Here is a 26103-nt window from a genome sequence, read left to right as displayed (position 1 = left end):
TGGGGTGATGGGCGGGGGGAATGTTTTTCAGTCGGGCCGACTTGTCCGTATCCTTTAAACGGTGAGCCGATAGCTGCCACTCGCCCCCAAACTTGTTACGCGGCGACGGCGTTGAACTGGTCCGACACTTCGCTGATGTGGTTGATCAGCGCTTGGCAGATGGCGGGGAAGTCCTCTTCGTGGAAGAGCTTGGAGGCGCGGTCCACCTTGGCAGGCTCAAAGCCCAGCACTTTGATGAAGTCGGCAGTCAAGGTGAAGCCAAGGCGTTCGCTGATCTCGCCCACTTTCAAGGTGGGTTCGCTGTCTGGCTTGTCTGCCTTGGCAGGTGCCATGGCCTTTCGCACAGCGGGCGGCATCATGGCAACTACGGCTTCAAACGGCACGGCGGCCGGTGCATGTGTTGGTGTGGCAACCGGGACAACGTCTGGCGCTGTAGCGATACGCTCGACCTTTGCGGCCTCCGCCGCAATGCGCTCACGCTCCGCCTGTTCAGCTGCAGCCGCGGCTTGCTCGGCGGCCAGCTTCTCGCGGGCCTCTTTCTCGGCCTTGGCCTGTTCTTCGGCGCGGATGCGCTCGCGGGTGGCTTCTTCCTTCGCAGCTTCAACAGCCTTGTGGTCTGCAATGCGAGTCTTCACCAGGGCGGTCAGGTCGTCATTGGCTTTCAGCACCAGCTGGGCCGCGTCAGCGAATAAGAAGGCGTGCTCGCTGGCCAGCTCGCGCAAGGTGGTCAGATTCGCTTGGATGAGGTCAGCAGCTTCGTTGGCGGCGATCTTGCAGCGCGCCAGCTCAGTTGCCACCTTGTCTTTCATGCTGTCCAGGCTCTTCAAACCCTTCGCCACGCCTTGGAAGTCGGCTGTGATGGATGGCATGTAGGGCTTGCCCAAACGCTCGTTCAGCTTCTTGATGTGGGTGACCAGCTCGGCAGCTGCTTCGCTCAAGATGGCAGTTTTGCGGTTCTCTTTCTCAGCCTTCACCAGCTTTTCCACCAGCAAGCGATTGGTGCGTGCTGTCTCACGGTACAGGGCGACGGTCTTGCGCATCGTGTCGACGCTCTCAACTTGCCCAAGCGCGCTGGATTCGGCAGCATCAAGCTGTTCCTCTGCCACCTTCAACCGCTTGACTGCATCTTCCAAGTTCGCAAAATCCTGATCCGTTTCGGGCTTGCGGTTCAGCTTGGCAATGTAGGCATTCAGCGCAGCCCCGAACTTGTCCAAGTTGTCCACCAAGGCGATGGAGCCAGTCACCTGAATGGCAACAGCCGGCAGGCCCATTTGGGGCGCGGCCACGGGCGGGACGATTACTTCGGGCGGCACATAGGTGGCCAGGTCAGCATTGAACTGCTTCCAGCCAGCAATCAGGACAGTCTGCTTTTCTTCCGATGTGGCATACCAGCACCACACCATGTTCTCTTCAGTGCCGTCAGACACCATGAAAAGGCACTTCTTGGCACCGCTGACGCGGAGCTGTTGGTCCATTTGGACTGTGTAGTGCGGATCCAGAGTCCCATTGCGCACGGCTTCAGCAAGGCTGGCATTCCAGAGCTTGTGTTCCCAGATGATTTCTTCATCCATGGTGGCGCCGTCCAGGCTGGCCAGCAAGTTCAGACCGTCCACCACCAATGTGCCGGTTGTGGGGTACAGGTCGGCACCGACGATCTTTTCGGCAAAGGGCCGTGCCAAGGCTTCCGCCTCATGGCCGCGATCAAATACTGCTTGCTTAGCGCTTCCAACGATCTCGACTTCACCGGTGAACTTCTGGTGCATCAGCGCCGTGCGGCTGGTGTACTTGGAGACTCCGCAGGCCGCAGGGGCTTCGGATGCTGTGTCGTGTGTTCGGCGGAGCTCCAGCCATGCCGAAGAGCCCTGTTGTACGTCGATAGTGATCATTGTGCAGCTCCTTCATTTGCAGCGGCTGTGGCCCAGCTCGCGATTTCCATGCGCTGTTCGTCGGACAACAGCTCTTTGGTTTGAATGGTGGTAATCAGGTCGTTGACGGTTTTCTTGCCGTCCTTGATGACCTTCATCCAGCCAGCCTTGTTTTTGTCGAACGACTCAGTAGTGCAGGCCGGCAGTTGCTTCTCGCCGGTGGAGCCGGAGGCAGCCCCAGCTTGCTCGGCCTTGTTCTGCATGACAGACTGCCAAGTGGATTCGCCGTCACGGATTGCGCCGTAAATGCCGCGCATCTTCACAATCTGGGCGGGGGAGCACTGCGCAATGGCGTGTCCAAGGTAGTTGGTCAAGTCAGTGGCATTGACGCCGATTTCAGCGAAGGCATCAACGATATTGCGGCGCTCGGCGTCTGGGTCTTTAGCAGCGCTGTCCAGGCGCACAGCCTTGATGATTTGCTCTGCTTCGTCGCACAGGTCGCCCGGGATGATGCGCAGGCCGATAGTGCGGATAGCCTTGGAAATCAGAGCGCCACGCTTGTTCAGAATGTCGTCGTCCGTACCAATTAGGGTGTAGACGTTGTAGTTGCGGCTGTTCTTGCGAACGCTCAGGAATGAGCCATCAGCGTTGGGCTTGCTGCGTTCCACCGTCTTGCTGACGCGGACGTCCAGCGGGTAGGTGATGTTGGCTTCCAAGTCAGTGACGCTCACGCGGTGCACTTCCTTCATCTCGTCTTCGAAAATCATGGTGGTTTCAACCAGCACGTTCTTCATGCAGCGCAGGGCCACTTCTACGAAGCGAATCCCCAAGCCTTCAACACCTTCGCCAATAGGCTTGATGTAGTAGGTGCTCTTGTTGTCCGCAAAGGACGGACGGCGGCATTCCTTGATCAGATCCGAGCGCACTTGGTCCCAGTTGCGCGGATTGCGCATAGCCATGATGTAACGGGACTCGACCATGGCTTTCGCCTGTGCCGCTACCGCGCTGGAGGCCGATTCAATTCCCTGTGGAATTAACGCCGGCGCAAAGGCGTTGGGGTTTGCTACTTCGTTGCTCATTTGTTGCCTCGGTTGGTTGGTTGGTTGGTGGTGGTTAAAGGGTCAGGTCTGCTTTTTTCCAAGCACGTCGAAGCGAAAAGCCACGGGCCAGCCAGTACCTGGTGTTGTCGATGCGGCAGCGCAGCTCATGCAATCGCTTGGCGAGGCGCTTCATGCGAGCCTCGCGCTGATCCGTGGGACGATGAACTCGCGCTGCACTTGATTGATGGCGTCCCAGCTGCTAGTGGCGCTCACGGTGAGCCGGTATCCGGGGATGCGTACGATGTAGAGCTTGGTCATTGGGCGACTCCAAACAATGCGAAGGCGATTGCGAGAAGGAAGAAGGTCACGGCACAGCCCAAGCCCACGGCACGGGCAATGCGCTTTTCGGGAGTGCCCACGCGGTCAGCGTCAGAACAAGGGCAGTCCATGTCATTGCTCAGGCACATGCCAGCTTTGGAGCAATTGGCAGGGCAGGGCGGGAGGTCGTCACGCTTGCTCATGTCGCATACCCTTGACGTGCGTTTTCTGCCAGCTGCAGGCGCATTGCGTTGGCTTCCAGGCGTTGGACGTAGCCGTCCTGCTTCTTGTCAGCATGCATGGCTGCATCAATGCGCTTGGCCTGCTCTTCGCTCACGATCTGGTGAACGATGGAAGAGGGCGGGGCAAAGGGCGCCAGAGCTGCGGCCAGGCAGTGGGGGAGCTGGGCGTTCATTGCTGGCGAGCCTCCAACATTGCGTCTGCAAGTGCGTAGGACCGACGCGCGAATTCATCGGGCATCGCCTTCAAGTTTGGATCAGCCAGCATTCCGGTCAGCGCTTGAGCGGCAAAGTAGTCGCGCAGGGACATGCCGGGCATGCCTTGATTGAACCCGTGCTCTTCCAGCGTCGGGAAGGCTGGCCCGCTGTTGTCTTGCGCGCTCACGATGCCTGCTCCAACGACTCTGCATCCAGAGGCGCACCGGCCGCAACTGCTTCACGCTGCAAGATTTCAGACAGTGGGCGGCGGGGGATATGGCCCGACTCAGCCATAGCAATCGCGGACTGAAGCTGATGCCGTACGAGAGATTTGGGGTTGCTGAAATGCGGCAAGGCGGCCTTGCAGGCATTCATAAGCCCCAGAGTGATTTGATCCAAGATGCTGCTCCCAAGTGGTTGAACTGGGAGCCCGTAGCAAAGGACTGAAATCCTCCAAAAGTGCCAGCCTTCAGGCCCGCTCACATGGAATAAATCAACCCTTTGCTACTGACTCCCACCATCGAGAGAGCAGGTAGGTTGTGGCCGGTAGTACCATCCAGCAGCGCAGCAGGTTCACTTGTTACTGCTTTGCCTCATGGAAGTCCGCCGAACGACTGACCATGCGCCTTTCACCACCTATCTACTCTCTCCACGCCACTCACAAACAACCGGTGCCTTCCCTCTGCATCCTGGTGGGTTCGGGGTTCGTATCGCTTCCCCTTGGTTACCCGGCTGTTTGTTTGCGACTTGGGAGAATTAAACCAGATGGTTTTAAAACAGTCAACACCAAATGGTTTAATTTCTTCTGCCGGCCATATTCAACAGGCGTAAAAAAACCCGCCGAAGCGGGTTTTGTTTGGTGATGACGCCTCAGTGGCAATGCCGATCACCAGTTCGGTGGTTGGTGTGGCAGCCATCTCGGTCCGTACCGCCTGAGTGGGCAAATGACAAGTTGGAGGCCAAAAGTATGGCCGCAATTACGATGAGCTTCATAGTGTTTCTCCCTAACATCCCACGATCCGCATGGGTGCGGCCCAACTTGTACCGTCTAGTGCGGCTTAAGTAATCTGCATTGGCGGACATCACCGCGCGTCTTTTCTTTATGACTTTCCTTTGTGAGCCATTGAAGGTTTTCCACTGTGTCAGCACCACCAGCGCACAGCGGCGTGATGTGATCCATATGCCAGCCGGGGCAGGGCAGTCGGTGTAACCCGTTGCTGGGCAGGCCTGTTCCTTTACGAACTCGCGCAGCACCTTCTTGCTGCGCGCATATTCAGCACTAGCGCCCATGGATAGAGCGCAGGAAGCTATGAATATGAGAGCGAACTTCAACGATAGTCCGAGTAATCTGGGCCATCCGCTTCAAGATAGTCAATGCGATCATCGGAATCGCTGGGGCAAGACATTGAAGAAGACTTTGTAATGGCGTCGCGCCATACAAAGCACCGCTTTACCGAAACCGCTACGCCAGCAAGTGACGAGGGGATGTAGACGGTAACCAACTGGCCTTCGCCTGTGTCCCAAGTCTCAACCTGTGGGCCTCGATCAATCTTTTCCTTAATGGCAGAGCGTAGCCTTTCAGCCCCCTCGGTGACTGCGAGTGATTTTTCAGCCTTTATATTGGTAGCCGCTCCATAGCCCCAGACCAATGCTGCACCAAGCGCCATCCAGAACAAAACATTCAAAAAGTCTTTGAAATTTGTCATGTCACAAAATGAAATGTGTTGTGAGAGACGCAATTATTCCCATCAACGTCCCGCGAGCACGAGAGCTTTCTATCCCAGCGGCCTCTGGTCCTTCATACGAGGCACGCTTACCATCATTCAAAACCACTAGAAACATACTTGCAAGGTATGAGTACCAGCCGAAGTGAATGTCCATCCAGTTGAAGAAGTGTTTGCAAATCCAGTAGGCGGCTATGGCTCCAGCAGTACCACCTATCAGTGACCATGTTGTTGGCTTACCTATGCCAAGCAAGCCTACAGACGTTAGAACACTACCCAAAATGGCACTGCATGCGCCAAGAAAAAGAAAGGCAACGGCGTAGGCAACGATCGCACTGGTCAAAAGTCTTCCCCCTGCCAAGCCTTCACCACACGGCCAAACACTTCAAAGTCCATCCCGGGCTTGATCGTCCAAGAATCGTACTGTTTGTTCTCTGACAGAACGCGTAGGCCTTCCCCGGGTATACGCTGTAGCCGCTTGATGAAGCCCTCATCATCAACCCGGAAGAAGTACACAGCATCGTAGCCAACCGTCTTGATGCCGGTATCTACGACGATAGGGTCTCCGGAATTGAACATGCCCTTCATCGAGTCACCAAAACCAGTGACTATGCAAAGGTTGGCTGAGCCAGTGTGGCTCTTTATGTTCTTGTTCACCCACTCGTGACTAACTCGCCAGCCTTGAATGACGCCAGGCTGGTCACGTAATAGCAAACCCCTCCCCATTGATCCCCCTGTGTCAAATTGCGGAATCACAAGCTCTTCTGGCTTGGTTTCCTTGGTGCCTGACCTGCTGCCGCTGGCATCAGGTTTCTTGAATTCGATGACGACGGGAGACTTTTGTCCCTCATGAAAAACCACCATGTCAAGCTGGCCGCGCGCTAAACCCAGCTTTTCTTCGATGTTGCGAGCAGCTTTTTCCCCAAATGATTTATTGGTCTCCATCAAGTCTCGCCAGTACTGATAGCTTTTCCCGACTCTTGTAACCAAGTCCCCTGGAGTGAGGCCCAGACCTTTGAGGTTTTTCCGTCGAATAAGTGCATCGTCGCTCATTTCAACAGTAAACCAAGCAGGTAAAACCATACGGTGTTGACGTAAATTAAACCAGATGGTTTAATGCGTCATGGACCTCAAAAAATTCATCACTCCCCTGAGTAAAGCTGAGCGCGAGCTGTTTGCTTCTCAATGCGAAACAACAAAAGGGCATTTGCAGAACGTCATGTACGGCATCAAGCCGTGTGCGACTAATCTTGCTGTGCTGATCGAGCGAGAGTCGGGCGGCAAAGTTCGGCGTTGGGAGCTGCGGAGTGATTGGTTTCGCCACTGGCCCGAACTCATCGGCAAGGAAGGTGCGCCAGAAGTCCCTCAAGCCTATGCCCCCAGTGCGCAAGCAGCTACTGAAACTGTAGCAAGCGAGGTCTGAATGCACGTCATCAAACCTCTGCACTCCCTCACTCGCTCCGAAGTGCGCGAGCTTGCCTACGCCGCTGCTGATCGCGGGGAGTCTGTCGACACCGCCAACCCTTTTGTTCCTAGAACCCACAGCTTTGACTGGTTCCAAGCGGACCACAGCCACCGCCAGGCAGAGCTGAGTCCAGCCTGAGTCACCGCCCACCCGGGCAACCCTTCCAACAAAAACCACCAAGACAACATGACCACCGAACAAACAGACTTTGATGACGATGCCTTCATGGCTAGGGCCGGTGCCAGTCCCATGGGCTTGCTTGACGAATGCTTGAAGACGCACGTCGATCTGGAAACAGCTGAGAAATTCCGCCGCAAGACACGTGAAGCGGGCACGGATACCTCCGGGGCGCTGCGTGACTGGATTTACCAAGTGGTTCATGGGAAGACTTTCACTGACATTCAGGTGGATGCAGCGAAGAGTAAGCGTGAGGCTCTTTTCGGAACAGGGCCGGCTTTGGACCAGATGGGGCCCAAGCTGTGAGTACTACTACCAACGCATTCAACTGGGCTGGTCAAGCCTCTGAAATCTACGGTCACCGTGACATCAAGCGTGCACGGCCCAAGACCGAAGAAGAGATCCTGCGCAAGAACGCACCGAGCAACATTGCTATGTCGACTCGGGCTGACCACGACAAGACTCTCAAAATCATCGGCCGGCGCAATGAGGCGAGGTCGCAATGATGACCTCAACTCAAAAAATTCAGGACGCCATCTTGGGCCTAAAGGCCGAGCTGGCAGGTAAGCGCGTAGAGCTTGCTATGGCGCGTGGCCGTCGCTCTTTGGCCCGCAAGCACCTCCGGATCATGGAGTCGCTTGTCAATGCACGCCGAGAGCTCCGCATTCAAGTAGCTACAGAGCAAGGTGAGTGCTATTTCGCCGCTGCTGGGGACGTGGATCGCTTGGAACTTGTTGGAGCAACAAATTGATTTCAGGCGCGGCTAGGTTCGCTACCGAAAAGGCGGTCTTCCGGCCCGCTCTGCCGATGTCCTTTTTGCCGGGCATATCGGAGATGCAAATGGCCACCATGACTTACAAAGAACAGCTGCTGCACCCCAACTGGCAGCGTAAACGCTTAGAGATTCTTCAGCGCGATGACTTCGCCTGCAAGCTTTGTTTGGACAAGGAATCCACTCTACACGTACACCACAAGCAGTACGGCAAAGGTCGTATGGCATGGGAATACCCAAACGACGAACTGGTGACGCTTTGCGAAGCGTGCCACGACACCATGCACGAGCAACAAGGGATGCTGCGCGATGTCACCGCTAAGTTGCCAGTGGACGGCCCCGGTTGCATTGACAGCGCACGCTGCATGTTGGCTGGTTGGGCCAATGGCTTACAGGGTTTGGATTTCTCCCAGGTTTTTGAGGAGGATCCACATAACTACGTGGTGGGTGAGGTCGCAAGCACGATGGAAAGCAGCCTGGGACTTGACCACCTTTTTGCCTTGCTATCGGCCTTACGTGCCGCACCGCGTTGGGTTGTTCATGCGGAGGTCATGCGCTTTGTAGACGCATTGCGTCAGAACGCTGAAAAACCGGCCCCAGAAAGCTATGTGCAGTCGATGAATGAAGGGTTGGGCGACCTGTGACAACTTTAGCACCCAGTCCAATGACACCCGCAGATTGCGACCTGCGGGACTTTGCTTTTCTCCCGCTGGACGTTGTTCGGTTGCGCGATTCTGATCTTGCTGCCACGGAGTCAGCCGAATCATTCCGTGCGGCTGTGCTGCTTTGGTGTGCAAGCTGGCACCAGTTACCTGCAGCCAGCCTTCCCAATGATGACCGTGTGCTCGCAAACTTGGCCGGCTATGGCCGTGTGGTTAAAGAGTGGATGAAGGAGCGTGAGGGCGCTTTGCGTAGTTGGGTGCTCTGTGACGATGGTCGGCTGTATCACCCGGTAGTTGCGGAGAAGGCGGTGGAGGCCTGGCGCGGAAAGCTTGAGCGGCTATGGCGCACCGAATGCGCTCGAATCAAAAAGCACAATCAGCGGCACAGCTTAAACACAGAGCCGCCAGACTTTGAGACCTGGCTCGCTAGCGGTCGTCCCCAAGGACACCAGCTTCATGTCCCCGAGGACAAGAATCAACTGTCCTCAGAGACAAGGACAAATTGTCCCCAACCTGTCCCCGAGGAAACACCATCCAAGGGACAGGGAGAGAGAAAGGGAGAGAGAAAGGGAGAGGGACAGGGACAGGGACAGGGACAGGGACAACTATTAGTAATACCAGACTCTAACGAGTCTTCGTCGGCAGCTGCGCAGCCGCCCATCCCGCCGTGCCCGGTTCGGCAACTGGTTGCGCTTTTCGTCGATCGGTGCCCAACACTGCCCAAACCACGGATTGAACTTTGGAAAGATAGCCAAGGCGCAGATGCCATGCGCCAGCGCTGGAAGTGGCTGCTTTCTGCCGACACCGTACGTGACAGCGGAGAACGCTACGCGACATCAGCTTCCGAAGCCATTGACTGGTTTGGTCGATTGTTTGACGCGATTGATGAATCCGATTTCCTCTCTGGCAGGACTGGTAACGGCAAATTTGACCTGTCATGGCTCATGAAGCGCGATAACTTCATGAAGGTCGTCCAGGGCAACTACAAAAACAAAGGAACCCAATGAACGCCCGTGCCGAATTTGCTTCGAGCGAGCACGACATTGCTGCCTTGCGAGTCCCCCCGCACAGCATAGAAGCGGAATCCAGCGTGCTGGGCGCACTGCTGCTTAACAACGCCGCATGGGACCGTGTCTCCGACATCTTGCTGGAGACTGACTTCTACCGGCACGAACACCGGCTGATCTTTGCTGCTATCGGCATTTTGCTGAACAGCAACAAGGGAGCCGACGTGGTGACCGTGTTTGGCTACCTGCAAAACCAAGGCACTGTTGACGATGCTGACGGTTTGGTTTACCTGAATGACCTGGCCCAGTACGTGCCCAGCGCGGCAAACATCCGCCGATATGCCGAGATCGTGCGGGAACGCTCGGTCATGCGCAAGCTGATCACCACCAGCGACGAGATAGCCAGCGCAGCGTTTAATCCCCAAGGCGCAACCGTCGAACAGATGCTGGACAAAGCGCAAGGCCAGCTGCTCGCAATCAGCGAATCCCGCCGCGCCGGCAGCTTGGATGAGTGGACGGCGATGGATGACGGTGTGGTGAAGGTCATGGACCGCATTCAACACCTGATGGACGGCGGCCAGGATGAAGTGATTGCTACAGGGCTGGAAGAACTGGACATCCGGCTGGACGGTGGCATGCGCCCCGGTGACTTCATCGTCATTGGCGCGCGCTCCGGACACGGCAAGTCAGCACTCTCCAAGACCATTGGCAGCAATGTGGCAAAGGCAGGGCATGCCGTTGGCGAGTTCTCCATGGAGATGGCAGAGGCCAAGCAGCGAAAGCGGATTCTGTCGGGCATTAGCGGTGTGCACCTGAGCAAGCTGAACCACCCCGAGCGCCTGAATGACTTCGAGTGGACCCGTATTTCCAACGCTACGGACGCCATGCGAAAGATGCACTACGACATCAATGACCAGGGCGGCATGACCATCGACCAGATCCGCGCACGTGCCCGCTCGCTGCATCGCAAGCGCGGCAAGCTGGGTTTGATCATCGTGGACCACTTGCAGTTGCTGAAAGGCAGCGATCCCAAGGCCCCACGGACCTACCAGCTGGCAGAGGGAAGCCGCGGCCTGAAGTCTCTGGCCAAAGAGCTTGGCTGTGCAGTGATCGGACTGGCGCAGATCAATCGCACCGTGGACAAGGAAGTAGACCCCATGCCACGTGTCTCTGACCTGTCGGACAGTGGCTCCATTGAGCAAGACGCCGATGTCATCGTGCTGTTTGACCGCCCGTTTCGCCGAAAGCCAGACCTGGGCCCCGAATGGAAGAACTACACCCGCGCCCACATGGCAAAGGTGCGTGACGGTGAGCCCGGCTATCTGAACTTGTTCTTTGAGGGTGAATACACCCGCTTCAGCAGCTGGCCGGCCACGCTGGAAGTGCCGACGAAGCTTGTGCGCAGCGCGCGGGGGAGGGAGCTGTGACCGACTGCCCCAACACTGGAGCGCCGGCAAAAGAGGCAACAGCAGTCGTGCAGCGCGTGCACTACGACCAGCGCCTGGCCTTTGAGAACGGCGAAGCCATTTCTGTATTCACCAAGCGAGTGCCCATAGAGGCAGTGGACTTTTACCCGGAGCAACAAACAAAATGATCGTCATCAGCATAGACCCCGGCTTAACTGGTGCCTGCAGCATCATTGACCACAACGGCCTGCGTGCCGTATTTGACCTGCCCACCATGCCCATTCCCGGTGTGGGCCCCGCCGCGCTGGTGAAGTGCAAATTGGACGGCGTTGCCTTCAAGAACCTGCTGTTGAAGCACTGCCCAGCCGGCGAGTCCGCGCGCGCCGTGATCGAAGCCGTGGGCACCATGGGCGGCAAAAACAACGCGATCCAGACCCAAGGCAGCCTGTTGCGTACGCTGGGCGCCATTGAGACCGTGCTGGAGCTGCTGGGATTGAAGCCTACCTATGCCCACCCCCAGACATGGAAGCGGTACTTCGGCCTGATCGAGTCCAGTACCTTTGGCCCCAAGGCCACACCCACCCAAATGAAGGCCAAGTCGCTGGCCACCGCGCGCCGCCTGTATCCGCACTGCACGGAATTCAAGCGCGCTCGTGACCACAACAGGGCAGAGAGCGCACTGCTGGGTCACTGGATGCAGAAGGAGCTGGCGTGAGTATCAAGCACGTCATCTCGGTTTCTGGCGGGAAGGACAGCACCGCCACATTGCTGCTGGCCCTTGCGCGTTGCCCTCGCGAGTCTGTTGTGCCGATCTCAACATTTGGGCCCGCATTGAGTGGAGCAAGACCAGCCGAGGCGGCAAGCAGTTCAACCTACTGGACGAAGTGGAGAACGATGGAGATGGCGGTTGCAGCTCGTCCTATGGTCTATGTGATCAGGGAGCAGTGGCATGACCCTCATCTGCAAACCCAAAGGCCGTGGCAACTGGCACGTCGTGACCATCAAGCTAACCCTACCCGTGGACATGTTCCGTGCGCAAGTGGGCCAGATCATCCCGCTAGGTGACCTGCTGCTGCGTATCTGCGAGGTGCAGCCATGAGCAATAGACATCACTTTCCTGTGAAACATGGATGCGCTATGCCGGGGAAGAAGACCCGCACCTACAAGATATGGAGTGGCATGCTTGCACGCTGCAAAACACCATCGGCGACTGGGTTTGACCAGTACGGTGGCAAAGGCATCCAAGTTTGCCAACGCTGGATGGACTTCCGTAACTTTCTGTCCGACATGGGCGAGGCTCCTGATGGGATGTCCATTGATCGTGAGAACAGCGCTGGTCACTATGAACCGGGAAACTGTCGCTGGGCGACACAACAAACCCAGAACGAAAACCGCAAGAGCGTGGTATGGCTTGAGTTAGACGGGATTTGCCTGACGAGGGCAGGTTGGGCTCGCAAGTTGGGCATTAATAAGGCCACCCTGTACGAACGCCTTGAAAAATGGTCTTTGCGGCAGGCACTTGGAGGCGAGCCGCGCCCACCACAAGTTCGCGTGCCGCCAAAGGCCACCCCCGAAGTCAGGAAAAAGATGAGCGATGCCGCCAAGGCGCGTTGTGCACGAAATGGCGGGAGAGTAATGCCATGAGCGAATACGCCCTGCACACCGTGTTCATCAGCCCAGAGCAGGCGAAGGCTGCCATTGCCCAGCAGATTGCTCCTTACTGCCGCGCGCAGTGGCAGAACGGCCACGCCCGACTGGCAGTGACTATCGAACCCGAAGAAGACGCCAAGACCGTCCAGCAGGGCAAGTTCTATTGGGGGGTCATCCTCGTGCAGATCAGCGAACAGGCCCGCATCGAAGGCCAGCGCTACACCGTGGACGCATGGCACGAACTATTCAAGCGCCAGCTTCTGCCTCGGGTATCCAAACGGGTCTATGTTGCCGGGAAGCCGCGCCCCGTGATCACTACGACCATCGGCACCACCAAGGGCCTGAGCGTAAAAAAGATGAGCGCTTTTATCGAAAAGGTGATTGCCTTTGGCGCCAATGACCTAGGCGTCCAGTTCTCCGAAACCCGCTGGGAGAACCACCGATGAACCAACCCAACGCCCGTCAAGACATGCTGGATTCGATCCTGCAAAGCCATGACCGGGACCACTGATTGCAAACCCTGAAAGGAATGAACGTGAAGACCTACATTGGAACCAAGATCATTAGAGCCGAACGTAAGGATCGCCCCGGCGAATCACCCAGTCAGATCGAAGGCTACAAGGTCATCTACCAAGATGGTTACGCCAGTTGGTCCCCCAAGGACACCTTTGAAGAAGCCTACCGCGAAGTGCATGGACTGGACTTCGGAGATGCCATCCGAGCACTGAAAGCCGGTAAGCGAGTGGCCCGCGCTGGTTGGAATGGCAAGGGCATGTGGCTTTCTCTGTCTGAACCACTGGAAGGCCGCAAGATCAGTCACGACAAGTTCTGGTCACTCAACAACGCTACCTTTGCCTACGACCAACCCAACAACCAAGCCAATGTGTTGCCCTGCATCACGATGAAGACGGCGGACGAATCCATCCTGATGGGTTGGCTGGCATCGCAGTCCGACATGCTGGCTGAAGACTGGGTGGTTCTGTCATGAATGGCCGCTTCCGTTTTTTCGCTGAACGCGCCAACTTCGGCCGCCTCATCAGCCTGCACATGGTTGGAGAGAACCTATTGAACGGCACGCGCACCATCGTGCAGCCAGTCGTGATGCAGGACGTCAAAGACGATGAGATGACCCCACCCATGATGCAGCTGCACCCAGAGAGCGCGCAGAGCCTGATGGATGAGCTCTGGAACGTAGGCTTTCGCCCCACTCAGGGCAAGCAGTCCGAAGGGCAAGTAGACGCAGTGGGCAGCCACTTGCAAGACATGCGAGCTATCGCGTTCGCCCAGCTCCGGATAGAGCGGCCGTGAGGCGTACACCCATGAAACGCTCCCCCTGGCCCCGCAAGTTGGGCCCAGGGGGAAGTCGCACACGTGTTATGGAGCCAAATCGGCCTCTAGCCCTCATGAATCGTGCGCAAGCAGCTATCAATTCGATAGTGAAAGGCACCCCTGTGATGACTTCAATTGCTGGGTCTAGGCCCACCCCATGCCCCAAGGTGGAGGTGAACCGCAATCCCACGCTGCTGACCATGGCCCGAGGCCGCCATTGCCTACTCCGCGTGCCCGGTGTGTGCCAAGGCGGTACCGAAACCACAGTGGCCGCCCACAGTAACTGGGCTTGCCACGGCAAGGCCGGCGCCCGCAAGGCTGACGACCAATACAGCGTGTGGGGGTGTTTTGGCTGCCATAGCTGGCTGGATCAGGGCAGGGCGGCTAAAGACGTCAAGCAGATGGCTTTCAGGCTGGCGCACATCGACCAGGTGCTGGAGTGGCGCCGGATCGCCCAAGACCCCACCGAAAAGCCGCGCGATCGTAAGGCGGCATTGTGGGCTTTAGAAAAGTTAAATGCCTCACCGGCCCTCATTAAATAGGCGCGAGTAGCTACGAATTAAATAGCAAGGCAACAACATGACATCAATAAAAGACCGCTACGCATCCGCTGTAAATAGCTCCAACCTGAAGAGTGCACCCGACACAAAATGGTCCGATACCGATGTGCTCGGCGCCTATGGCATTGCTGACCGCCGGCTGTCGTCAGGTGATGACCATTTCAGCAAGCATCCCCTAGCCGTGCCGCTCGAGCGCATGTTCGCCGGTGACAGCTCGGCCGCCAGCACCATTGTTTCTATTTTGTCGGGCGTCATCCGCGGCAAAGCCAAGGCCCTGCGCATAAACATGACGGTGACGCAAGCCACGGACATGGCTAAGGCCACGCTGGGAAGGTTCCGCGCGCCAGCATGCAGGGCCTGCAGCGGGCACGGCTTCAAAATCATCAAGGGAACGAAGACGCTGGGTGACTCGCGCTGCCACCCGTGCAACGGCACCGGTAAGGTCCAGCTGGAGCAGCTGTACCGAGTGGAGCAGCGAGAACTGGTGCGCTGGGTGATGGCGCAGTTGGAGCGCGAAGCTAACATGGCGGGTCCGGCGGCAATGAAGGCATTGGCACCGTCGCTAAATCTGTGAAAAACGTTGCCGCGCTCTGGGCTTTAATTTACAAATTTCATGTCGTCCTCTAAAAGCAAAAATACGACCCCGCCCCGCGTGGCGGAGCCGCGCCCCTTATTTCTGCAGGGGCGCAAAAAACCATGAATTTCGCCGAAATAGCTCAATTGCCATATCGGCAGTTGCCCACCGAAGTTCTTTTGTTGATGCGCGAACAATTGCGTAAAGAACTCACCAGGCGAGGCCATGTAAACAACCTGGAAGACTTGCAGCAGCTGCAAGTTGGAGGGCGAGTTTTTCGACGCGGTGCGATTCAGCCGCAAGAAAAGGCCTACAAGGACAGATTCCAAGAGCTGGATGCGTTAGTCGCGGAAGACTGGAGCGAACTATTTCCGGAAGGCAGTTTGGATCGACGTTTTTACGTTTACGCACACGTTGACCCACGGAAAAAGCATATTCGGAAAGCTGGAGAGTTCCAGTTATTCATGAAGGGCATCCCTTTCTACATCGGAAAAGGCACTGGTCGTCGTGGGTGGCAGCTCAACAGGAATGAAGGGCACGGCGTTCAACTGAGAAAGTTGAAGGAAGCCGGTATTGCAGACAGTGAGGTTGTAGAGATCATTCGTGATGGCCTGACAGAGCGTGAAGCGTTGGAGCTTGAATCAAAATTGATTTTCTTCTTTGGCACGAAGTTCGAGACAGACAGGAAGGGAATCCTTGTGAACTTGGACTTCCCTGCAAGACCGATTGGAAAGTGATACCTTAAGCCACCCATTGCGGTGGCTTTTTGCATTTCAGCACCAGCACTTCGCTGGGAGCGCCGGGTAAGGCCAGCATATGGCTGGCAACACCTTGGGACTGGCGAACCCTCAACGGCATCAATCTAGCCTTTAACCATATCGGCCTCAGATCGGAGCCATCAAGCAGGGTGAAGCGACTCAGTGCCATCGCGTACTGACTGGCGCCTGCGGCATACATCAGGCTTAACTCGGGTGGCATACCGCCGGATTGCGTAACCGGCATCAATTCCCGTTATGGCAAGGGCCTCCCGCCGCCAGCCACGGCACATCACTTGATTGGAATCACTATGTACCGTTCTAGTTCTCGCTTGGGTATGTTGGTCGCTGCTGTTTGCATTGCCGCTTTTGCTTTTGTGGAGCCCGTCTTGCGAGCGGCCGCTTCGCTCTATCGCCTCGCCACCAGTTGGCTGGTAGCCGGCATCGAGGCATTTGCCCCAGCGCACGCCCGCAAAATGCAGCCCAGTTTCACCAAGGCCAAGGTCAAGGTCAAAGCCTTTGTGCAACGCATCCTCAAGCGTGAACGCCCGAACGTGACACCCGGCTGGCGCATGTGCCCATCCATTTGACGCAGTAAGCGCATGAGAAGCCCCCGAGTGGGGCTTCTTTGCATTGGGTCCCGACTTGCACCAGATCGCAAACAGGGCCCAGCGCAAAGAATCCGTCCACCTCTGTTTGACCTACTGACGCTCCCATACGCAGTTCTGGAAGATCAAGGCGAACCCTAGCTGCCCCAGGGACGTATAGGGCAGCCCCGTGAGGCTCCCGGCATAGCTCCTTCTCCGAGGACGCCGGGAGCTGAGCGGACCCCCCGGTTGTTGTCTCCTTAATCGCAAGGTCAGGTTTACACCCGCCCGGCTCACGCTTGGCGGGTTTTTTATTCCCGTCGCCCTATGAACATCCTCCGCATCATCATCTTGAGCCTGCACTTGCTGCTCCCTCTGGCTGTGATGGCCCAGGATGCTAGTAGGTCCAAGAATCCGCTGGACTACAGCCTCAAGCAGTACGGCCTGATCCTCGGTATTGCGCTGCTGGGTGGCGTAGTTAGTTGGGGCGCCAAGGTGCGCAAGGGTGAGCTGCCCAACTGGAGCATCAATCACTTGGTTGGAGAGCTGGCAACAAGCGCCCTGGCCGGCCTGCTTTGTTTCTGGATATGCGAGTGGGCCGGATCCGCGCCGCTGCTGACCGCCGCGCTGACCGGCATCGTGGGGCATATGGGCACCAAAGCCATGACCATGCTTGAGCAGTGGGGCCAGTCACGCTTTCCCAGCACACCGAATCAGGGGTAAGCCATGCGAACTGCACATGACTGGTACGGCATCCTGGTGCGATGCGAAGTCAAGCCGAAGGTCGCTGCTGAATGGTCATCCGTGTTCGCTGATGTCATTCAAGAGCGTAGCTTCAACCTGGGCGACTTGGAGATGGACGACTTCTTGGGGCAGGTTCTCCATGAAAGCGCCGGCCTGACTCGATTCACCGAGAACCTGAACTACAGCGCTGAGCGACTGTGCCAAGTGTGGCCCTCTCGCTTCCCCACGATTGCCGACGCCCGCCCGTATGCCAACAACCCCGAAGCACTTGCAAATCGGGTGTACGGCGGCCGCATGGGCAACACCGAGTCAGGTGACGGATGGCGATACCGCGGCCGTGGGCCCATCCAGCTGACTGGCAAGGACAACTACGCTGCCGTGAGCGAGCTCATCGGCCAAGACCTTGTGGTTCTGCCTGAACTGATGGAGCAGCCCCGCTACTCATTGGAAGCAACGATTGCCTGGTGGGAAGACCGGATCCCGGATCACATGATTGGTGACCCGCTGAAGGTGACAAAGCGTGTGAATGGCGCGCTGATTGGCCTCAATGATCGAGAGCACTTGGCTTCGCTGGCTCAAGGAGCATTCGCATGAACTGGACTGACATTCTCAAGACGCTCGCCCCCACGGTAGCCAGCGCAGCTCTGGGCCCCTTGGGTGGCATGGCAATTACAGCTCTGGGCGCAGCCATCGGGATCGACGCCCCGACGCGCGAAGCCGTGGAGAAAGCATTCACCGCCGGCCAGCTGACACCCGAAGCCGTGGAACGCATCAAGTCACTGGAGCTGGACTACCAAAACCAAGAGAAGGAACGCGGGTTCCGCTTCGCTGAGCTGGAGTTCAAAACGACTGAGCTAATCGCCCGTGACCGCGACAGCGCACGCGGCATGCAAATCGCCACCCACAGCAAGATGCCAGCTGCGCTCACGATCATGGTGACCATCGGATTCTTCGGCGTGCTGACTGCGCTACTCCGCAACCCTGAGCTGAAGGCCAACGAGATCGTCCTGGTAATGGTGGGCCAACTCTCCGCCGTGTGGGGTGCATGCGTTGCCTTCTATGTGTCCACGACCTTCAGCAGCGCAAACAAGAACCAGCTGCTGGCACAGGCAGGAACTCAGAAGTAATGCCCGCCAAGAAGATTGCAGCCAAGGCGCGAAGCGCCGCCCCCAAACCAGTCAAGAAGCCAGCAGCCAAGGTCAAACCCGTCAAAAAGACCGCGATTGCACAGAAATTAAGCAAAACAGGCGCCCCAAAATCGCCAGAAGCTGTTGTGCCTGCATCAGTGGCCGGACTTTCGGAATTGGAAGCACGGTTCGTTCAAGAGTATTTGGTGGACCTGAATGGAACGCAGGCTTACCTGAGAGCCAAGCCAGGAGCGAAGGAAACGACGGCAAGGACTGAATCCAGCAAGCTGCTTGCAAAACCAAACATTCAGGCTTCGGTGACAAAAGGCAAGGCTGAAAGGTCTGAGCGCACTGGAATCACGGCTGATATCGCCATCAAGGAAGCATGGGCGATCATGACTGCCGATCCGCGCGAGCTGATGGAGCACCGGATTGGCTGCTGCCGCTTCTGCTGGGGCAAAGGCTTCTTGTATCAGCGCACACAAGCTGAGTTCGACCGTGCCGAAGCCGAGCTGGCGAAGGTGAACGAAGCCGCAATCGAGTCTGGGAAACCTGTCAAGGACTTCGACCCGCTGGGTGGTGTTGGCTACGACAAGCGCCGCTCACCGAATCCTGAATGCCCTGAATGTGCTGGTGAAGGCGAGGGCCGCACGGTGTTCAAAGACACCCGCAATATCAGCCCAGCTGCTGCCAGCTTGTTTGCCGGCGTGAAGGACACCAAGGAAGGTCTGGAGATCAAGCTGCACAGCAAAGACAGTGCGATGGATAAGGTGTTCCGTCACCTGGGCCTGTACAACGACAAGATCCAGCTCACGATGCCCACGGTGCTGATTAAAGACCTCACCGGCCGTAAAGACTGATGAGCGCGCAGGTCGAGTATTCGTACAAGCCGCAGGGGCCTGTACTGGAAGAGTACATTCTGAGCGAAGCGCAGCGAACCTTCATCATGGGCCCGCTGGGTTCTGGGAAAACAAACGGCAGCTGCTGGAAGGCCTTTCGCATCATGTGTGCGCAGGAGCCAGACGCTCAAGGCATCCGCCGCAGCCGCGGAATAGCGATCCGGAATACCTATCCCGACCTGTTCGGGACGACGATCAAAGACTGGCTCGATATGTTCGAGCCGCTGGGGAAGTTCAAGCAAGGTGGCATGGAGCCGCCGACCCATTACCTGAAGTTCAAGCTCGGTGACGGCACGACGGTTGAAGCCGAGATGGTGTTCTTGGCGCTGGACCGTGAGGACCACATCAAGAAGCTGCGAGGCCTGCAAGCCACGTTCGGCTGGGTCAATGAAGTGAAGGAGCTGCCATTCAGCGTCATCCAGATGCTGGACTTGCGAGTAGGCCGATACCCCAAGGATGTGCGCCCGACGTGGTACGGCATCTTTGGTGACACGAACGCGCCCGATACGGACCATTGGTACCACCGACTGGCCGAAGAGATGCGCCCCGCAGGCTGGGTGTTCCTGAAACAGCCGGGTGGCGTGATTCGCAAGACGGCGACTTCGCCTTGGGAGCCAAACCCGAACGCTGAGAACGTCCAGAACCTGCCGCTGAACTACTACGCCAACGGCGCCCAAGGCAAGACGGACGCTTGGATTTTGGTGAACTTGGCCAACGCCTACGGCTATGTGAGCGATGGCAAGCCGGTGTACCCCGACTATCACGACCCAACGCACTGCCGGTCGTTTGAATTGACACCTGGCCTGCCGCTGCACGTCGGCTTGGACTTCGGATTGACGCCGGCCGCACAGATCGGCCAACGCATGGTGAACGGCCAGTGGCGGATTCGCTACGAGCTGGTGACGACAGATACCGGTGTGATCCGGTTTGCCAACGAGCTCAAGGCGTTCATTGCAGCGAACTGCAAGGGCTACACGATTGGAAGTATTACCGGTGACCCCGCTGGAGACCAGCGCCAAGCCGGTGACAACGCAGAGCGAACCGTGTTCCAGCTGCTGGAAGCCAATGGCGTCAAGGCTGTGCCGGCACCCTTCAACAACGATTTCACGATTCGTACCGAGTCAGTGTCTAGCCCGTTGCGCCGAATGATCGACGGGGAACCCGGCTTCTTGCTGCACCCCGACTGCAAGGTGACTCGCAAGGGCATGCAAGGTGGCTACAAGTTCCGCCGCATGAAAGTGGCCGGTGATGAGCGCTACCAGGACATGCCCGTCAAGAACGATTGCAGCCACCCGTGCGAAGCAGGGCAGTACCTGATGCTGGGTGGTGGTGAAGGCGTGGCTGTGGTGCAGGGCAACAGCTCTGACAAGACCAAAGACGCCGAAGAGTATCGAAAGAAACGAGGCTTAGGATGAACAAGAACCCCATCACCGTCTTGCCAACGCCCTGTATCGAATGGACGGGCTACAAGACCAAAGACGGCTACGGGCAGAAGCATCACGAAGGCAAGGTTGTCTACGTCCACCGCTTGGCCTATTGCGGTCATCACGGCATCACACTGGGTTCGATTGCAAACCAAGTTGTCCGCCACGACTGCGACAACCCTGCTTGCATCAACCCAGTGCACATGCAGATTGGGACAAGAACTGACAACTCTGCCGATCGTGTGAACCGTGGCCGCCACCTGCTGAATATCCGCAAGGGTGAAAAAAGCCCAGCCGCAAAACTGACCAAGGCGCAGGTCGCCGAAATCAGAAGCTCCTGTGTACCTGGCTGCGGCGAACGTGGTCAATCCGCATTCGCTCGCAAGTTCGGCGTTAGCTCGGGTCAGGTTTGCCGCGTCTTCAATGAAAAACTGTGGGTAGAAGCAGCATGAAGCCAACAACGCAATATGACGATCGCCCAGGGGACGACTCGCGCGACTTCGCGGCAAGTGGACGATTTAGCCTCTACTCACTGGAGCGGATGCTTCGAGACTGCGCTGAGCAGCCTTTGTGGCGTTTGCGAGCAGCCCTCGCAGGCGCTTACTACGATGGCAAACAACTATCCGAGTTGCAAAAGTGGCATATCCGACAAGAGGACTTGGAAGAGCGTGCCATCAACCTGATTCGGCCAGTAATCAACAGCGTGCTGGGCCAGGAGGCCAAGAGCCGCACCGATGTGAAGGTGGAAGCCGATGACGACAGCTATGCGGATGTCGCAGAGGTCGTCAGCGCCAAGCTGAAGGAAGCAGAGCGCGAGACCATGGCGCACATGGCGGTGAGCGATGGCTATGCGTCTGGCGTCAAGAAGGGCTTGGGCTGGGTCTACGTTGGAAAGAACAGCGATCCCCTGGCTTATCCCTACCGTGTGGAGTTCGTGCCCCTCGATGAAGTGTGGTGGGACTGGCGCGGCCAGCGTGGCGCAACTTTGACCGACTCATGCCGCTGGCTGGTGCGCAGCCGCTTCATTGACTTGGACGAGCTGCAAGCCTCGATGCCCAAGTTCAAGGACGTGCTGGAGAACAGCGTCAACGGCTGGGACCGCTTCATGGATTTGGGCGGCAACTTGCTTGGACAGCCTGAGCAGTACGATCTGGCCAGCGCCTATTCCAACGAAAGTCGGTTCAGCCTGACTGTGAACCGCACCGATTGGGTGGACGGTGCTCGCAAGATGGTCAAGGTGTACGAGGTCTGGTACCGCGTACCGGCCACGGTGGCCGTGCTGCACATGAGCCCGACTAAGCGCGTCGAGTACGACCCCCAAGACCCGCGCCACGTCGAAGCTGTGAGCCGTGGCTTGGTGAAGGTCTCGAAAGGCATCACCAGCCAAGTGCGCCGTGCGCTGTACGCCGGCCCGCACCGCTTGCTGGATGAAGGCACCACAAAGCGCCGTTTCCCCTACATCCCGTTCTTCGCCTTCCGCGACGACGACGACAAGAGCCCGTATGGACTGATCGACGGCATGATCGCCCCGCAGGACGAGTACAACGAGCGCCGCCTGCGCATTCAGTGGATGCTCAAGGCGCGTCAGGTGGAAATGGACAGCGATGCGCTGGATACCAAGTACAACAGCATTTCTGACATTGCCGACAGCATCATGCGGCCCGACCTTGTGGCGATCACAGACCCCAATCGCACGAACAAAGGCCAGAGCGCTATCAAGATCCGCAATGACTTGCAGATGCAGCCTGAGCAGTTCAACGTGATGGCCGACAGCAAGCAGCTGATTCAAGACACCGCCGGCCGCTATGCGAGCCAGCTGGGCAACAGGCCAGCCGGTGTGACCTCTGGCATTGCCAATTCGATCCTGGTGGAGCAGGGCGAGCAGGCCATGGGCGAGATGAACGACAACTACAGCTACTACCGCCGCTCCGTGTTCGAGTGTCTGGTCGATGAGATCACCGCCGACCACCGCGAAGAGCGCCTGCAAGTGCCCATTGGTTCGGGCAAGTCTCGCCGCGTCATCGTGCTCAACGACTGGGATCCGCAGGGTATGCCCGTCAATCAGGTCAAGGATGCTGATATCAAAACAGCTGTGGCCGAGACACCGAACACCCCGGCATTCCGCCAGCAGACCCAGCAGCAGATTGCCGCCATAGTTCAAGCACTGGGCAACAACCCGCAGGCTACCGCCATCTTGGCGCCTGCCTACATCGAGTCCAGTGGGCTGCCCAACCGTCAGGAAGTGGCCGACAGCTTGCGCAAGGCTTCTGGCCTGCCTACCCCGGGCGACAAGAACGCTCAGGCCCAAGCCGACCAGATGCAACAGCAGCAGCTCCAACAGAAGCTGGCCCAAGAGCAGGCGGTCGGTGCAGCCAAGGTGGATGTGGATGTCGCCAACGCGGAGCGCCACCGCGCTGCAGCTCGACTGGCAAACACCCAAGCGGACTTGATTGCCAAGCGCCTGGACGCCGGCGAAGTACCGGCCAATGTCGCTGAGACGCTGGCCCGCACTGAAAACTTGATGTCGCAGGCCGCGAATGACGACGACCTGATCAATGACGCCCTGGCCGAAGCCGCAGCGTAAACCGACCCGACTCCATCCATGAAACCCGCCCTGAGCGGGTTTTTTCATTTCTACGCCGCGTAACAGCGGCAGCCGCTTGCTGCGATACGTCGCGCAGCAGGTGCGTATTCAACGACGGTGGCCTTGTGCCTCGGTGACTGACCGTAAACAGCGAAGGAGTGAAGAGTGACTATTGATGCCAACCACGCCGCGTTCGATGCTGAAGAACGTGCAATCTTGAGCGCTATCGTGCCCGACGCCGATCCCGTGGAAGAGGTCAATCAAGACCTGCCGGGTGACACCACAGCACACCCAGCAGCTGATGCGCCTGTAGCCCCCGTGGACGCAACTACGCAGCAGCCAGTAACGACACAGCCAGCTGAAACTGCCCCAGCAAGTGCAGAGCCCGCACCGCCTCAAGGCGATACCCGTGCCGCCCTGCGTGCATCACGACGCGCTGAAAAGCGTTTGCGTGACCAAATGGCAGAGCTTCAGCGCGAGAACGAAGCCCTCCGCCAAGGTAAGGCCCCAGTCGACACATCCATCTCGGATGAGGAGCTGGCCATCCTTGACCAAGACTTCCCATTGCAGGCCAAGATCGTCCGCCGACAGCGCCAGATTCAAGAGCAACTGGCACAAACCACAGCTTCCAATGCGCCCGAACCCGAGTTTGAACCGCTGAGTTACGACCTAGAGGTTCAGGAAGTGATCGACACCGTGCCAGACCTCCTGGCTTGGCAACACGATCCAGCCTCCCAAGACAAGTTTGCCCGTGCCGTCCAGTACGACCAGGCGCTTGCAGTGGACCCGGACTGGCAAGGCCGCAGCGCTTCCGAGCGCTTCGCTGAAGCCGCTCGGCGCACCAAGGCTGCGTTAGCACCCACCACTCCTGCAGCACCAGCTGCAACGGCTGCACCCGCAGCCAAACCCCGTCTTGATGCCGCCCAAGTGATTGAGAACGCCCAGGTCGAAGGACCAAAGGGCATCAGTGACTTCCGAGGCGGCGCATCTGCAACACCGCCAACAGTTAACTACAAGGGCATGACGGACGAACAAATCATGGCGTCCCTGCCCGTAGCTTGACCTAAGGCTTCCGATCTAGGACCTTTCCATGTCTACTACTTCCGTTCCCAAAGGCAGTTCCCTTGCCAATAAGCAGTTCTCCACGGCTTTGTCCGCCATGGCAGTTCGCGCTCCAACCCCACTGCAGGCCTTGACTGGCCCAATGTCCAACGAAAACACCGCACTGCGCAAGCTCAAGCAGCAAACCACCACGGACATGCCTGTTGTCCGCGTGGATGAACTGGCGAAGGGCCCCGGCGATGTGGTTCAGGTTGACTGTGCACACGTGGTGAAGCTGCGCCCAGTGATGGGTGACCGTAATGCTGAAGGTATGGGCGCTTCGCTGAAGTACAGCACCAAAGACATCACGCTGGATATGGCGACTCTGCCGGTTTCCGCTGGTGGCAAGATGACTCAGCAACGCACGCCACACAGCATGCGCCTGAACGCCCTGGCCCAGCTCAAGCGCGCTATCCCGGCTTTCCGGTGGCAGCGAAGCCTGACCTTGCTGGCCGGCGCTCGCGGCAAGCAGGATGGCACCGATTGGGTCTTGCCTCTGGCGACTGACCCTGAGTTCGCTGAAATGATGGTGAACGTTGTGCGCGCTCCCACTTACAACCGCCACTGGGTTGTGAATGGCTCTGGTTTGAGACAAGGTGGTGCGCAGCTGGCATCCATTGCGACAACCGACGCAATGAAGCTGTCTCACATCGATGAGCTGGCTGCCTTGTGGGACGAAATGTCCATCAAGATGGCACCGATCAATATTCCAGGTGACCCTGCCGCCGGCGACGACCCTATCAAGGGTGTCCTGATGGTGGACCCCCTAGTCTGGGACGCGATGATCACCGACACGACTTCCAGCAGCAACATCCGCACATGGGAAGCCAATGCGATCAAGCGCGCTGACTACGGTGACCTGCGCCGCCACCCACTGTTCAGCGGAGCTCCGATCTTCTGGAACGGTATCTTGGTGCGCAAGATGCAATTCGGCATCCGCCAAGACGCTGGCGACTCTGTGAACATCGTCACAGCTGCCAATCGCTTGACTGGCAACGAAACCACCACAACAGTGGCTGCAGGCCTGTCCACCACGCACCAGATGGCTCGCTCGGTGTTCCTGAGCGCGCAAGCTTTGGCGCTGGTGTCTGGTGCAAACCAGTCGTCCGAGGAAACCTACTCGCTGTTGGAAAACAAAACCAACTTCGAGCGCAACCTCGAGCTGGCCGGCGAAATCATGGGCGTTGAAGAGAAGCTGCGCTGGGCTCTGCCTAACGCCAACGGCGAGTTGGAAATGACCGACTTTGGCGTGGCCGTGATCGACAGCGTGGTCAAGAAGCGTTTTGTCTAAGCGATGGCGGGGCTTCGGCCCCGCTTTGCTGGGCATCTTCGCCCGACTCTGTATCCCTTCATTCACTTTTTAGGAGCCAATCATGGCAAGTCTCAAAGCACAAAAAGCCACTGTACCAGCGTTCATGCCGAACGACGGTCGCGGCGTATTCCTCACTGACAAAGCGGTCCTCGGTGCAGCTTCCGGCGGCGGTCTGGGTACACCAGTAGCCACGGACACCATCGACTTTCTGGTGCCTGCTGGCTTCCAGCTCTGCAATCTGGCTTTTGTTTTGGACGACTGCGATACGGGCGCAGCATTTGTGTTCTCCGCAGGCTATCGGCCGGCCAGCAGCGGCAGTGCCTTACCTGCTGTGACCAACTACTTTGCCCCTACCGGGCAGACAGTTGGCCAAGCTGGTGGCCGCTTGCAGTGCAGCTTCAAGCCTATCCAGTTTGACGAGGACGTCTTTGTCCAGTTGCTGGTGGGCACTGGGCCCGCTGGCATCTCGGGCAACCCAGAGATCCACATGATCGCTGAGGGTAATTGCCGCGGTCCGAAGTAAGAAACCCGCTACCGCGCGTTTGCGGTACCTCAAGAGGGGTGGCTTCCATTGGAGGCTGGCC

At 57.8% G+C, this 26103-nt stretch carries 41 protein-coding genes; 29 read left to right on the top strand and 12 right to left on the bottom strand.

Annotated elements, in window-relative coordinates; all coding sequences use genetic code 11:
* Positions 1-95: 95 nt before the first annotated feature.
* The 11 genes from U5L73_RS11500 to U5L73_RS11450 all read right to left on the bottom strand — a co-directional run bounded on the left by U5L73_RS11500 (position 96) and on the right by U5L73_RS11450 (position 6467).
* Positions 96-1886 carry a YqaJ viral recombinase family protein gene (locus U5L73_RS11500; RefSeq protein ID WP_322562484.1) on the bottom strand — a complete coding sequence of 597 codons (1791 nt, stop codon included), beginning with the start codon at positions 1884-1886 and terminating at the stop codon, positions 96-98.
* Positions 1883-2944, bottom strand: coding sequence for a hypothetical protein (locus tag U5L73_RS11495; RefSeq protein WP_322562483.1), 1062 nt, complete (start codon positions 2942-2944; stop codon positions 1883-1885). Before U5L73_RS11495 ends, U5L73_RS11500 begins: the two co-directional genes overlap by 4 nt.
* 150 nt (positions 2945-3094) lie before the next feature.
* Complete coding sequence (locus U5L73_RS11490) at positions 3095-3223, bottom strand: hypothetical protein (protein ID WP_322562482.1); 129 nt, start codon at positions 3221-3223, stop codon at positions 3095-3097.
* The gene (locus U5L73_RS11485; protein ID WP_322562481.1) at positions 3220-3426 is read right to left on the bottom strand and encodes a hypothetical protein; all 207 of its coding nucleotides are present in this window, start codon (positions 3424-3426) and stop codon (positions 3220-3222) included. The genes U5L73_RS11490 and U5L73_RS11485 overlap by 4 nt, the downstream gene beginning before the upstream one ends.
* Positions 3423-3638 carry a hypothetical protein gene (locus U5L73_RS11480; RefSeq protein ID WP_322562480.1) on the bottom strand — a complete coding sequence of 72 codons (216 nt, stop codon included), beginning with the start codon at positions 3636-3638 and terminating at the stop codon, positions 3423-3425. The genes U5L73_RS11485 and U5L73_RS11480 overlap by 4 nt, the downstream gene beginning before the upstream one ends.
* Positions 3635-3847: a hypothetical protein gene (locus tag U5L73_RS11475; RefSeq protein WP_322562479.1), complete on the bottom strand. Its 213-nt coding sequence runs from the start codon at positions 3845-3847 to the stop codon at positions 3635-3637. Before U5L73_RS11475 ends, U5L73_RS11480 begins: the two co-directional genes overlap by 4 nt.
* Positions 3844-4059, bottom strand: a complete 216-nt coding sequence (locus tag U5L73_RS11470) for a hypothetical protein (RefSeq protein WP_322562478.1) — start codon at positions 4057-4059, stop codon at positions 3844-3846. The genes U5L73_RS11475 and U5L73_RS11470 overlap by 4 nt, the downstream gene beginning before the upstream one ends.
* Before the next feature lie 471 nt (positions 4060-4530).
* Entirely contained in the window at positions 4531-4653 is a 123-nt protein-coding gene (locus U5L73_RS11465) for a YHYH domain-containing protein (RefSeq protein WP_322562477.1), read from the bottom strand.
* Between the two features lie 55 nt (positions 4654-4708).
* On the bottom strand, positions 4709-4840 hold the full coding sequence (locus tag U5L73_RS11460) for an HNH endonuclease signature motif containing protein (protein WP_322562476.1): 132 nt from the start codon (positions 4838-4840) through the stop codon (positions 4709-4711).
* Positions 4841-4988: 148 nt separating this feature from the next.
* Complete coding sequence (locus tag U5L73_RS11455; protein ID WP_322562475.1) at positions 4989-5366, bottom strand: hypothetical protein; 378 nt, start codon at positions 5364-5366, stop codon at positions 4989-4991.
* Between the two features lie 357 nt (positions 5367-5723).
* A complete protein-coding gene (locus tag U5L73_RS11450; protein WP_322562474.1) occupies positions 5724-6467 on the bottom strand; it encodes a S24 family peptidase in 744 nt (247 codons plus the stop codon).
* Positions 6468-6507: 40 nt separating this feature from the next.
* Between U5L73_RS11450 and U5L73_RS11445 the strand changes: the two genes are divergently transcribed.
* From U5L73_RS11445 to U5L73_RS11360, 18 genes are all read left to right on the top strand, one after another.
* On the top strand, positions 6508-6807 hold the full coding sequence (locus tag U5L73_RS11445) for a YdaS family helix-turn-helix protein (RefSeq protein ID WP_322562473.1): 300 nt from the start codon (positions 6508-6510) through the stop codon (positions 6805-6807).
* Complete coding sequence (locus tag U5L73_RS11440; protein WP_322562472.1) at positions 6808-6987, top strand: hypothetical protein; 180 nt, start codon at positions 6808-6810, stop codon at positions 6985-6987.
* 48 nt (positions 6988-7035) lie between these two features.
* The gene (locus U5L73_RS11435) at positions 7036-7332 is read left to right on the top strand and encodes a hypothetical protein (protein WP_322562471.1); all 297 of its coding nucleotides are present in this window, start codon (positions 7036-7038) and stop codon (positions 7330-7332) included.
* Complete coding sequence (locus U5L73_RS11430) at positions 7329-7532, top strand: hypothetical protein (protein ID WP_322562470.1); 204 nt, start codon at positions 7329-7331, stop codon at positions 7530-7532. Before U5L73_RS11435 ends, U5L73_RS11430 begins: the two co-directional genes overlap by 4 nt.
* The gene (locus U5L73_RS11425) at positions 7532-7777 is read left to right on the top strand and encodes a hypothetical protein (RefSeq protein WP_322562469.1); all 246 of its coding nucleotides are present in this window, start codon (positions 7532-7534) and stop codon (positions 7775-7777) included. The genes U5L73_RS11430 and U5L73_RS11425 overlap by 1 nt, the downstream gene beginning before the upstream one ends.
* An 89-nt stretch (positions 7778-7866) precedes the next feature.
* Entirely contained in the window at positions 7867-8442 is a 576-nt protein-coding gene (locus U5L73_RS11420) for a hypothetical protein (protein WP_322562468.1), read from the top strand.
* A gap of 20 nt (positions 8443-8462) precedes the next feature.
* A complete protein-coding gene (locus U5L73_RS11415; RefSeq protein ID WP_322562467.1) occupies positions 8463-9467 on the top strand; it encodes a DUF1376 domain-containing protein in 1005 nt (334 codons plus the stop codon).
* Positions 9464-10894 (top strand): replicative DNA helicase, encoded by a 1431-nt coding sequence (locus tag U5L73_RS11410; RefSeq protein ID WP_322562466.1) that lies wholly within the window; start codon positions 9464-9466, stop codon positions 10892-10894. The genes U5L73_RS11415 and U5L73_RS11410 overlap by 4 nt, the downstream gene beginning before the upstream one ends.
* Positions 10891-11061 carry a hypothetical protein gene (locus tag U5L73_RS11405; RefSeq protein ID WP_322562465.1) on the top strand — a complete coding sequence of 57 codons (171 nt, stop codon included), beginning with the start codon at positions 10891-10893 and terminating at the stop codon, positions 11059-11061. Before U5L73_RS11410 ends, U5L73_RS11405 begins: the two co-directional genes overlap by 4 nt.
* Complete coding sequence (locus U5L73_RS11400) at positions 11058-11588, top strand: hypothetical protein (RefSeq protein WP_322562464.1); 531 nt, start codon at positions 11058-11060, stop codon at positions 11586-11588. Before U5L73_RS11405 ends, U5L73_RS11400 begins: the two co-directional genes overlap by 4 nt.
* A gap of 234 nt (positions 11589-11822) precedes the next feature.
* On the top strand, positions 11823-11972 hold the full coding sequence (locus U5L73_RS11395; protein WP_322562463.1) for a hypothetical protein: 150 nt from the start codon (positions 11823-11825) through the stop codon (positions 11970-11972).
* Positions 11969-12517: a hypothetical protein gene (locus tag U5L73_RS11390; RefSeq protein WP_322562462.1), complete on the top strand. Its 549-nt coding sequence runs from the start codon at positions 11969-11971 to the stop codon at positions 12515-12517. The genes U5L73_RS11395 and U5L73_RS11390 overlap by 4 nt, the downstream gene beginning before the upstream one ends.
* Positions 12514-12969 carry a recombination protein NinB gene (locus U5L73_RS11385; RefSeq protein WP_322562461.1) on the top strand — a complete coding sequence of 152 codons (456 nt, stop codon included), beginning with the start codon at positions 12514-12516 and terminating at the stop codon, positions 12967-12969. Before U5L73_RS11390 ends, U5L73_RS11385 begins: the two co-directional genes overlap by 4 nt.
* An 83-nt stretch (positions 12970-13052) precedes the next feature.
* Positions 13053-13511: a DUF2829 domain-containing protein gene (locus tag U5L73_RS11380; protein ID WP_322562460.1), complete on the top strand. Its 459-nt coding sequence runs from the start codon at positions 13053-13055 to the stop codon at positions 13509-13511.
* The gene (locus U5L73_RS11375; RefSeq protein WP_322562459.1) at positions 13508-13831 is read left to right on the top strand and encodes a hypothetical protein; all 324 of its coding nucleotides are present in this window, start codon (positions 13508-13510) and stop codon (positions 13829-13831) included. Before U5L73_RS11380 ends, U5L73_RS11375 begins: the two co-directional genes overlap by 4 nt.
* 146 nt (positions 13832-13977) lie before the next feature.
* A complete protein-coding gene (locus U5L73_RS11370; RefSeq protein WP_322562458.1) occupies positions 13978-14394 on the top strand; it encodes a nuclease domain-containing protein in 417 nt (138 codons plus the stop codon).
* A 37-nt stretch (positions 14395-14431) separates the two neighbouring features.
* Positions 14432-14986, top strand: coding sequence for a hypothetical protein (locus U5L73_RS11365; protein WP_322562457.1), 555 nt, complete (start codon positions 14432-14434; stop codon positions 14984-14986).
* Between the two features lie 122 nt (positions 14987-15108).
* Positions 15109-15723 carry a hypothetical protein gene (locus U5L73_RS11360; RefSeq protein ID WP_322562456.1) on the top strand — a complete coding sequence of 205 codons (615 nt, stop codon included), beginning with the start codon at positions 15109-15111 and terminating at the stop codon, positions 15721-15723.
* Positions 15724-15727: 4 nt separating this feature from the next.
* Here U5L73_RS11360 and U5L73_RS11355 read toward each other — a convergent pair whose 3' ends face one another.
* Positions 15728-15988, bottom strand: a complete 261-nt coding sequence (locus tag U5L73_RS11355) for a hypothetical protein (RefSeq protein ID WP_322562455.1) — start codon at positions 15986-15988, stop codon at positions 15728-15730.
* Positions 15989-16052: 64 nt separating this feature from the next.
* Here U5L73_RS11355 and U5L73_RS11350 point away from each other — a divergent pair, with 64 nt between their 5' ends.
* From U5L73_RS11350 to U5L73_RS11300, 11 genes are all read left to right on the top strand, one after another.
* Positions 16053-16331: a hypothetical protein gene (locus U5L73_RS11350; protein ID WP_322562454.1), complete on the top strand. Its 279-nt coding sequence runs from the start codon at positions 16053-16055 to the stop codon at positions 16329-16331.
* Between the two features lie 324 nt (positions 16332-16655).
* Positions 16656-17051, top strand: coding sequence for a phage holin family protein (locus U5L73_RS11345; RefSeq protein ID WP_322562453.1), 396 nt, complete (start codon positions 16656-16658; stop codon positions 17049-17051).
* Between the two features lie 3 nt (positions 17052-17054).
* A complete protein-coding gene (locus U5L73_RS11340) occupies positions 17055-17666 on the top strand; it encodes a glycoside hydrolase family 19 protein (protein ID WP_322562452.1) in 612 nt (203 codons plus the stop codon).
* Positions 17663-18199: a hypothetical protein gene (locus U5L73_RS11335; RefSeq protein WP_322562451.1), complete on the top strand. Its 537-nt coding sequence runs from the start codon at positions 17663-17665 to the stop codon at positions 18197-18199. The genes U5L73_RS11340 and U5L73_RS11335 overlap by 4 nt, the downstream gene beginning before the upstream one ends.
* Positions 18199-19059, top strand: coding sequence for a terminase small subunit (locus U5L73_RS11330; RefSeq protein WP_322562450.1), 861 nt, complete (start codon positions 18199-18201; stop codon positions 19057-19059). The genes U5L73_RS11335 and U5L73_RS11330 overlap by 1 nt, the downstream gene beginning before the upstream one ends.
* Positions 19059-20513 carry a TerL gene (locus tag U5L73_RS11325; RefSeq protein WP_322562449.1) on the top strand — a complete coding sequence of 485 codons (1455 nt, stop codon included), beginning with the start codon at positions 19059-19061 and terminating at the stop codon, positions 20511-20513. The genes U5L73_RS11330 and U5L73_RS11325 overlap by 1 nt, the downstream gene beginning before the upstream one ends.
* Positions 20510-20974 carry an HNH endonuclease gene (locus U5L73_RS11320; protein ID WP_322562448.1) on the top strand — a complete coding sequence of 155 codons (465 nt, stop codon included), beginning with the start codon at positions 20510-20512 and terminating at the stop codon, positions 20972-20974. Before U5L73_RS11325 ends, U5L73_RS11320 begins: the two co-directional genes overlap by 4 nt.
* Positions 20971-23106: a hypothetical protein gene (locus U5L73_RS11315; protein ID WP_322562447.1), complete on the top strand. Its 2136-nt coding sequence runs from the start codon at positions 20971-20973 to the stop codon at positions 23104-23106. Before U5L73_RS11320 ends, U5L73_RS11315 begins: the two co-directional genes overlap by 4 nt.
* Before the next feature lie 165 nt (positions 23107-23271).
* Positions 23272-24168: a hypothetical protein gene (locus U5L73_RS11310; RefSeq protein ID WP_322562446.1), complete on the top strand. Its 897-nt coding sequence runs from the start codon at positions 23272-23274 to the stop codon at positions 24166-24168.
* A gap of 28 nt (positions 24169-24196) precedes the next feature.
* Positions 24197-25498 carry a DUF4043 family protein gene (locus tag U5L73_RS11305; protein WP_322562445.1) on the top strand — a complete coding sequence of 434 codons (1302 nt, stop codon included), beginning with the start codon at positions 24197-24199 and terminating at the stop codon, positions 25496-25498.
* A gap of 82 nt (positions 25499-25580) precedes the next feature.
* A complete protein-coding gene (locus U5L73_RS11300) occupies positions 25581-26042 on the top strand; it encodes a hypothetical protein (protein WP_322562444.1) in 462 nt (153 codons plus the stop codon).
* The last annotated feature ends 61 nt before the right edge of the window (positions 26043-26103 follow it).

Source organism: Rhodoferax sp. (assembly GCF_034520025.1).
Taxonomy (GTDB): Bacteria; Pseudomonadota; Gammaproteobacteria; order Burkholderiales; family Burkholderiaceae_C; genus Allorhodoferax.
This window is presented reverse-complemented; position numbering and strand designations above follow the sequence as displayed.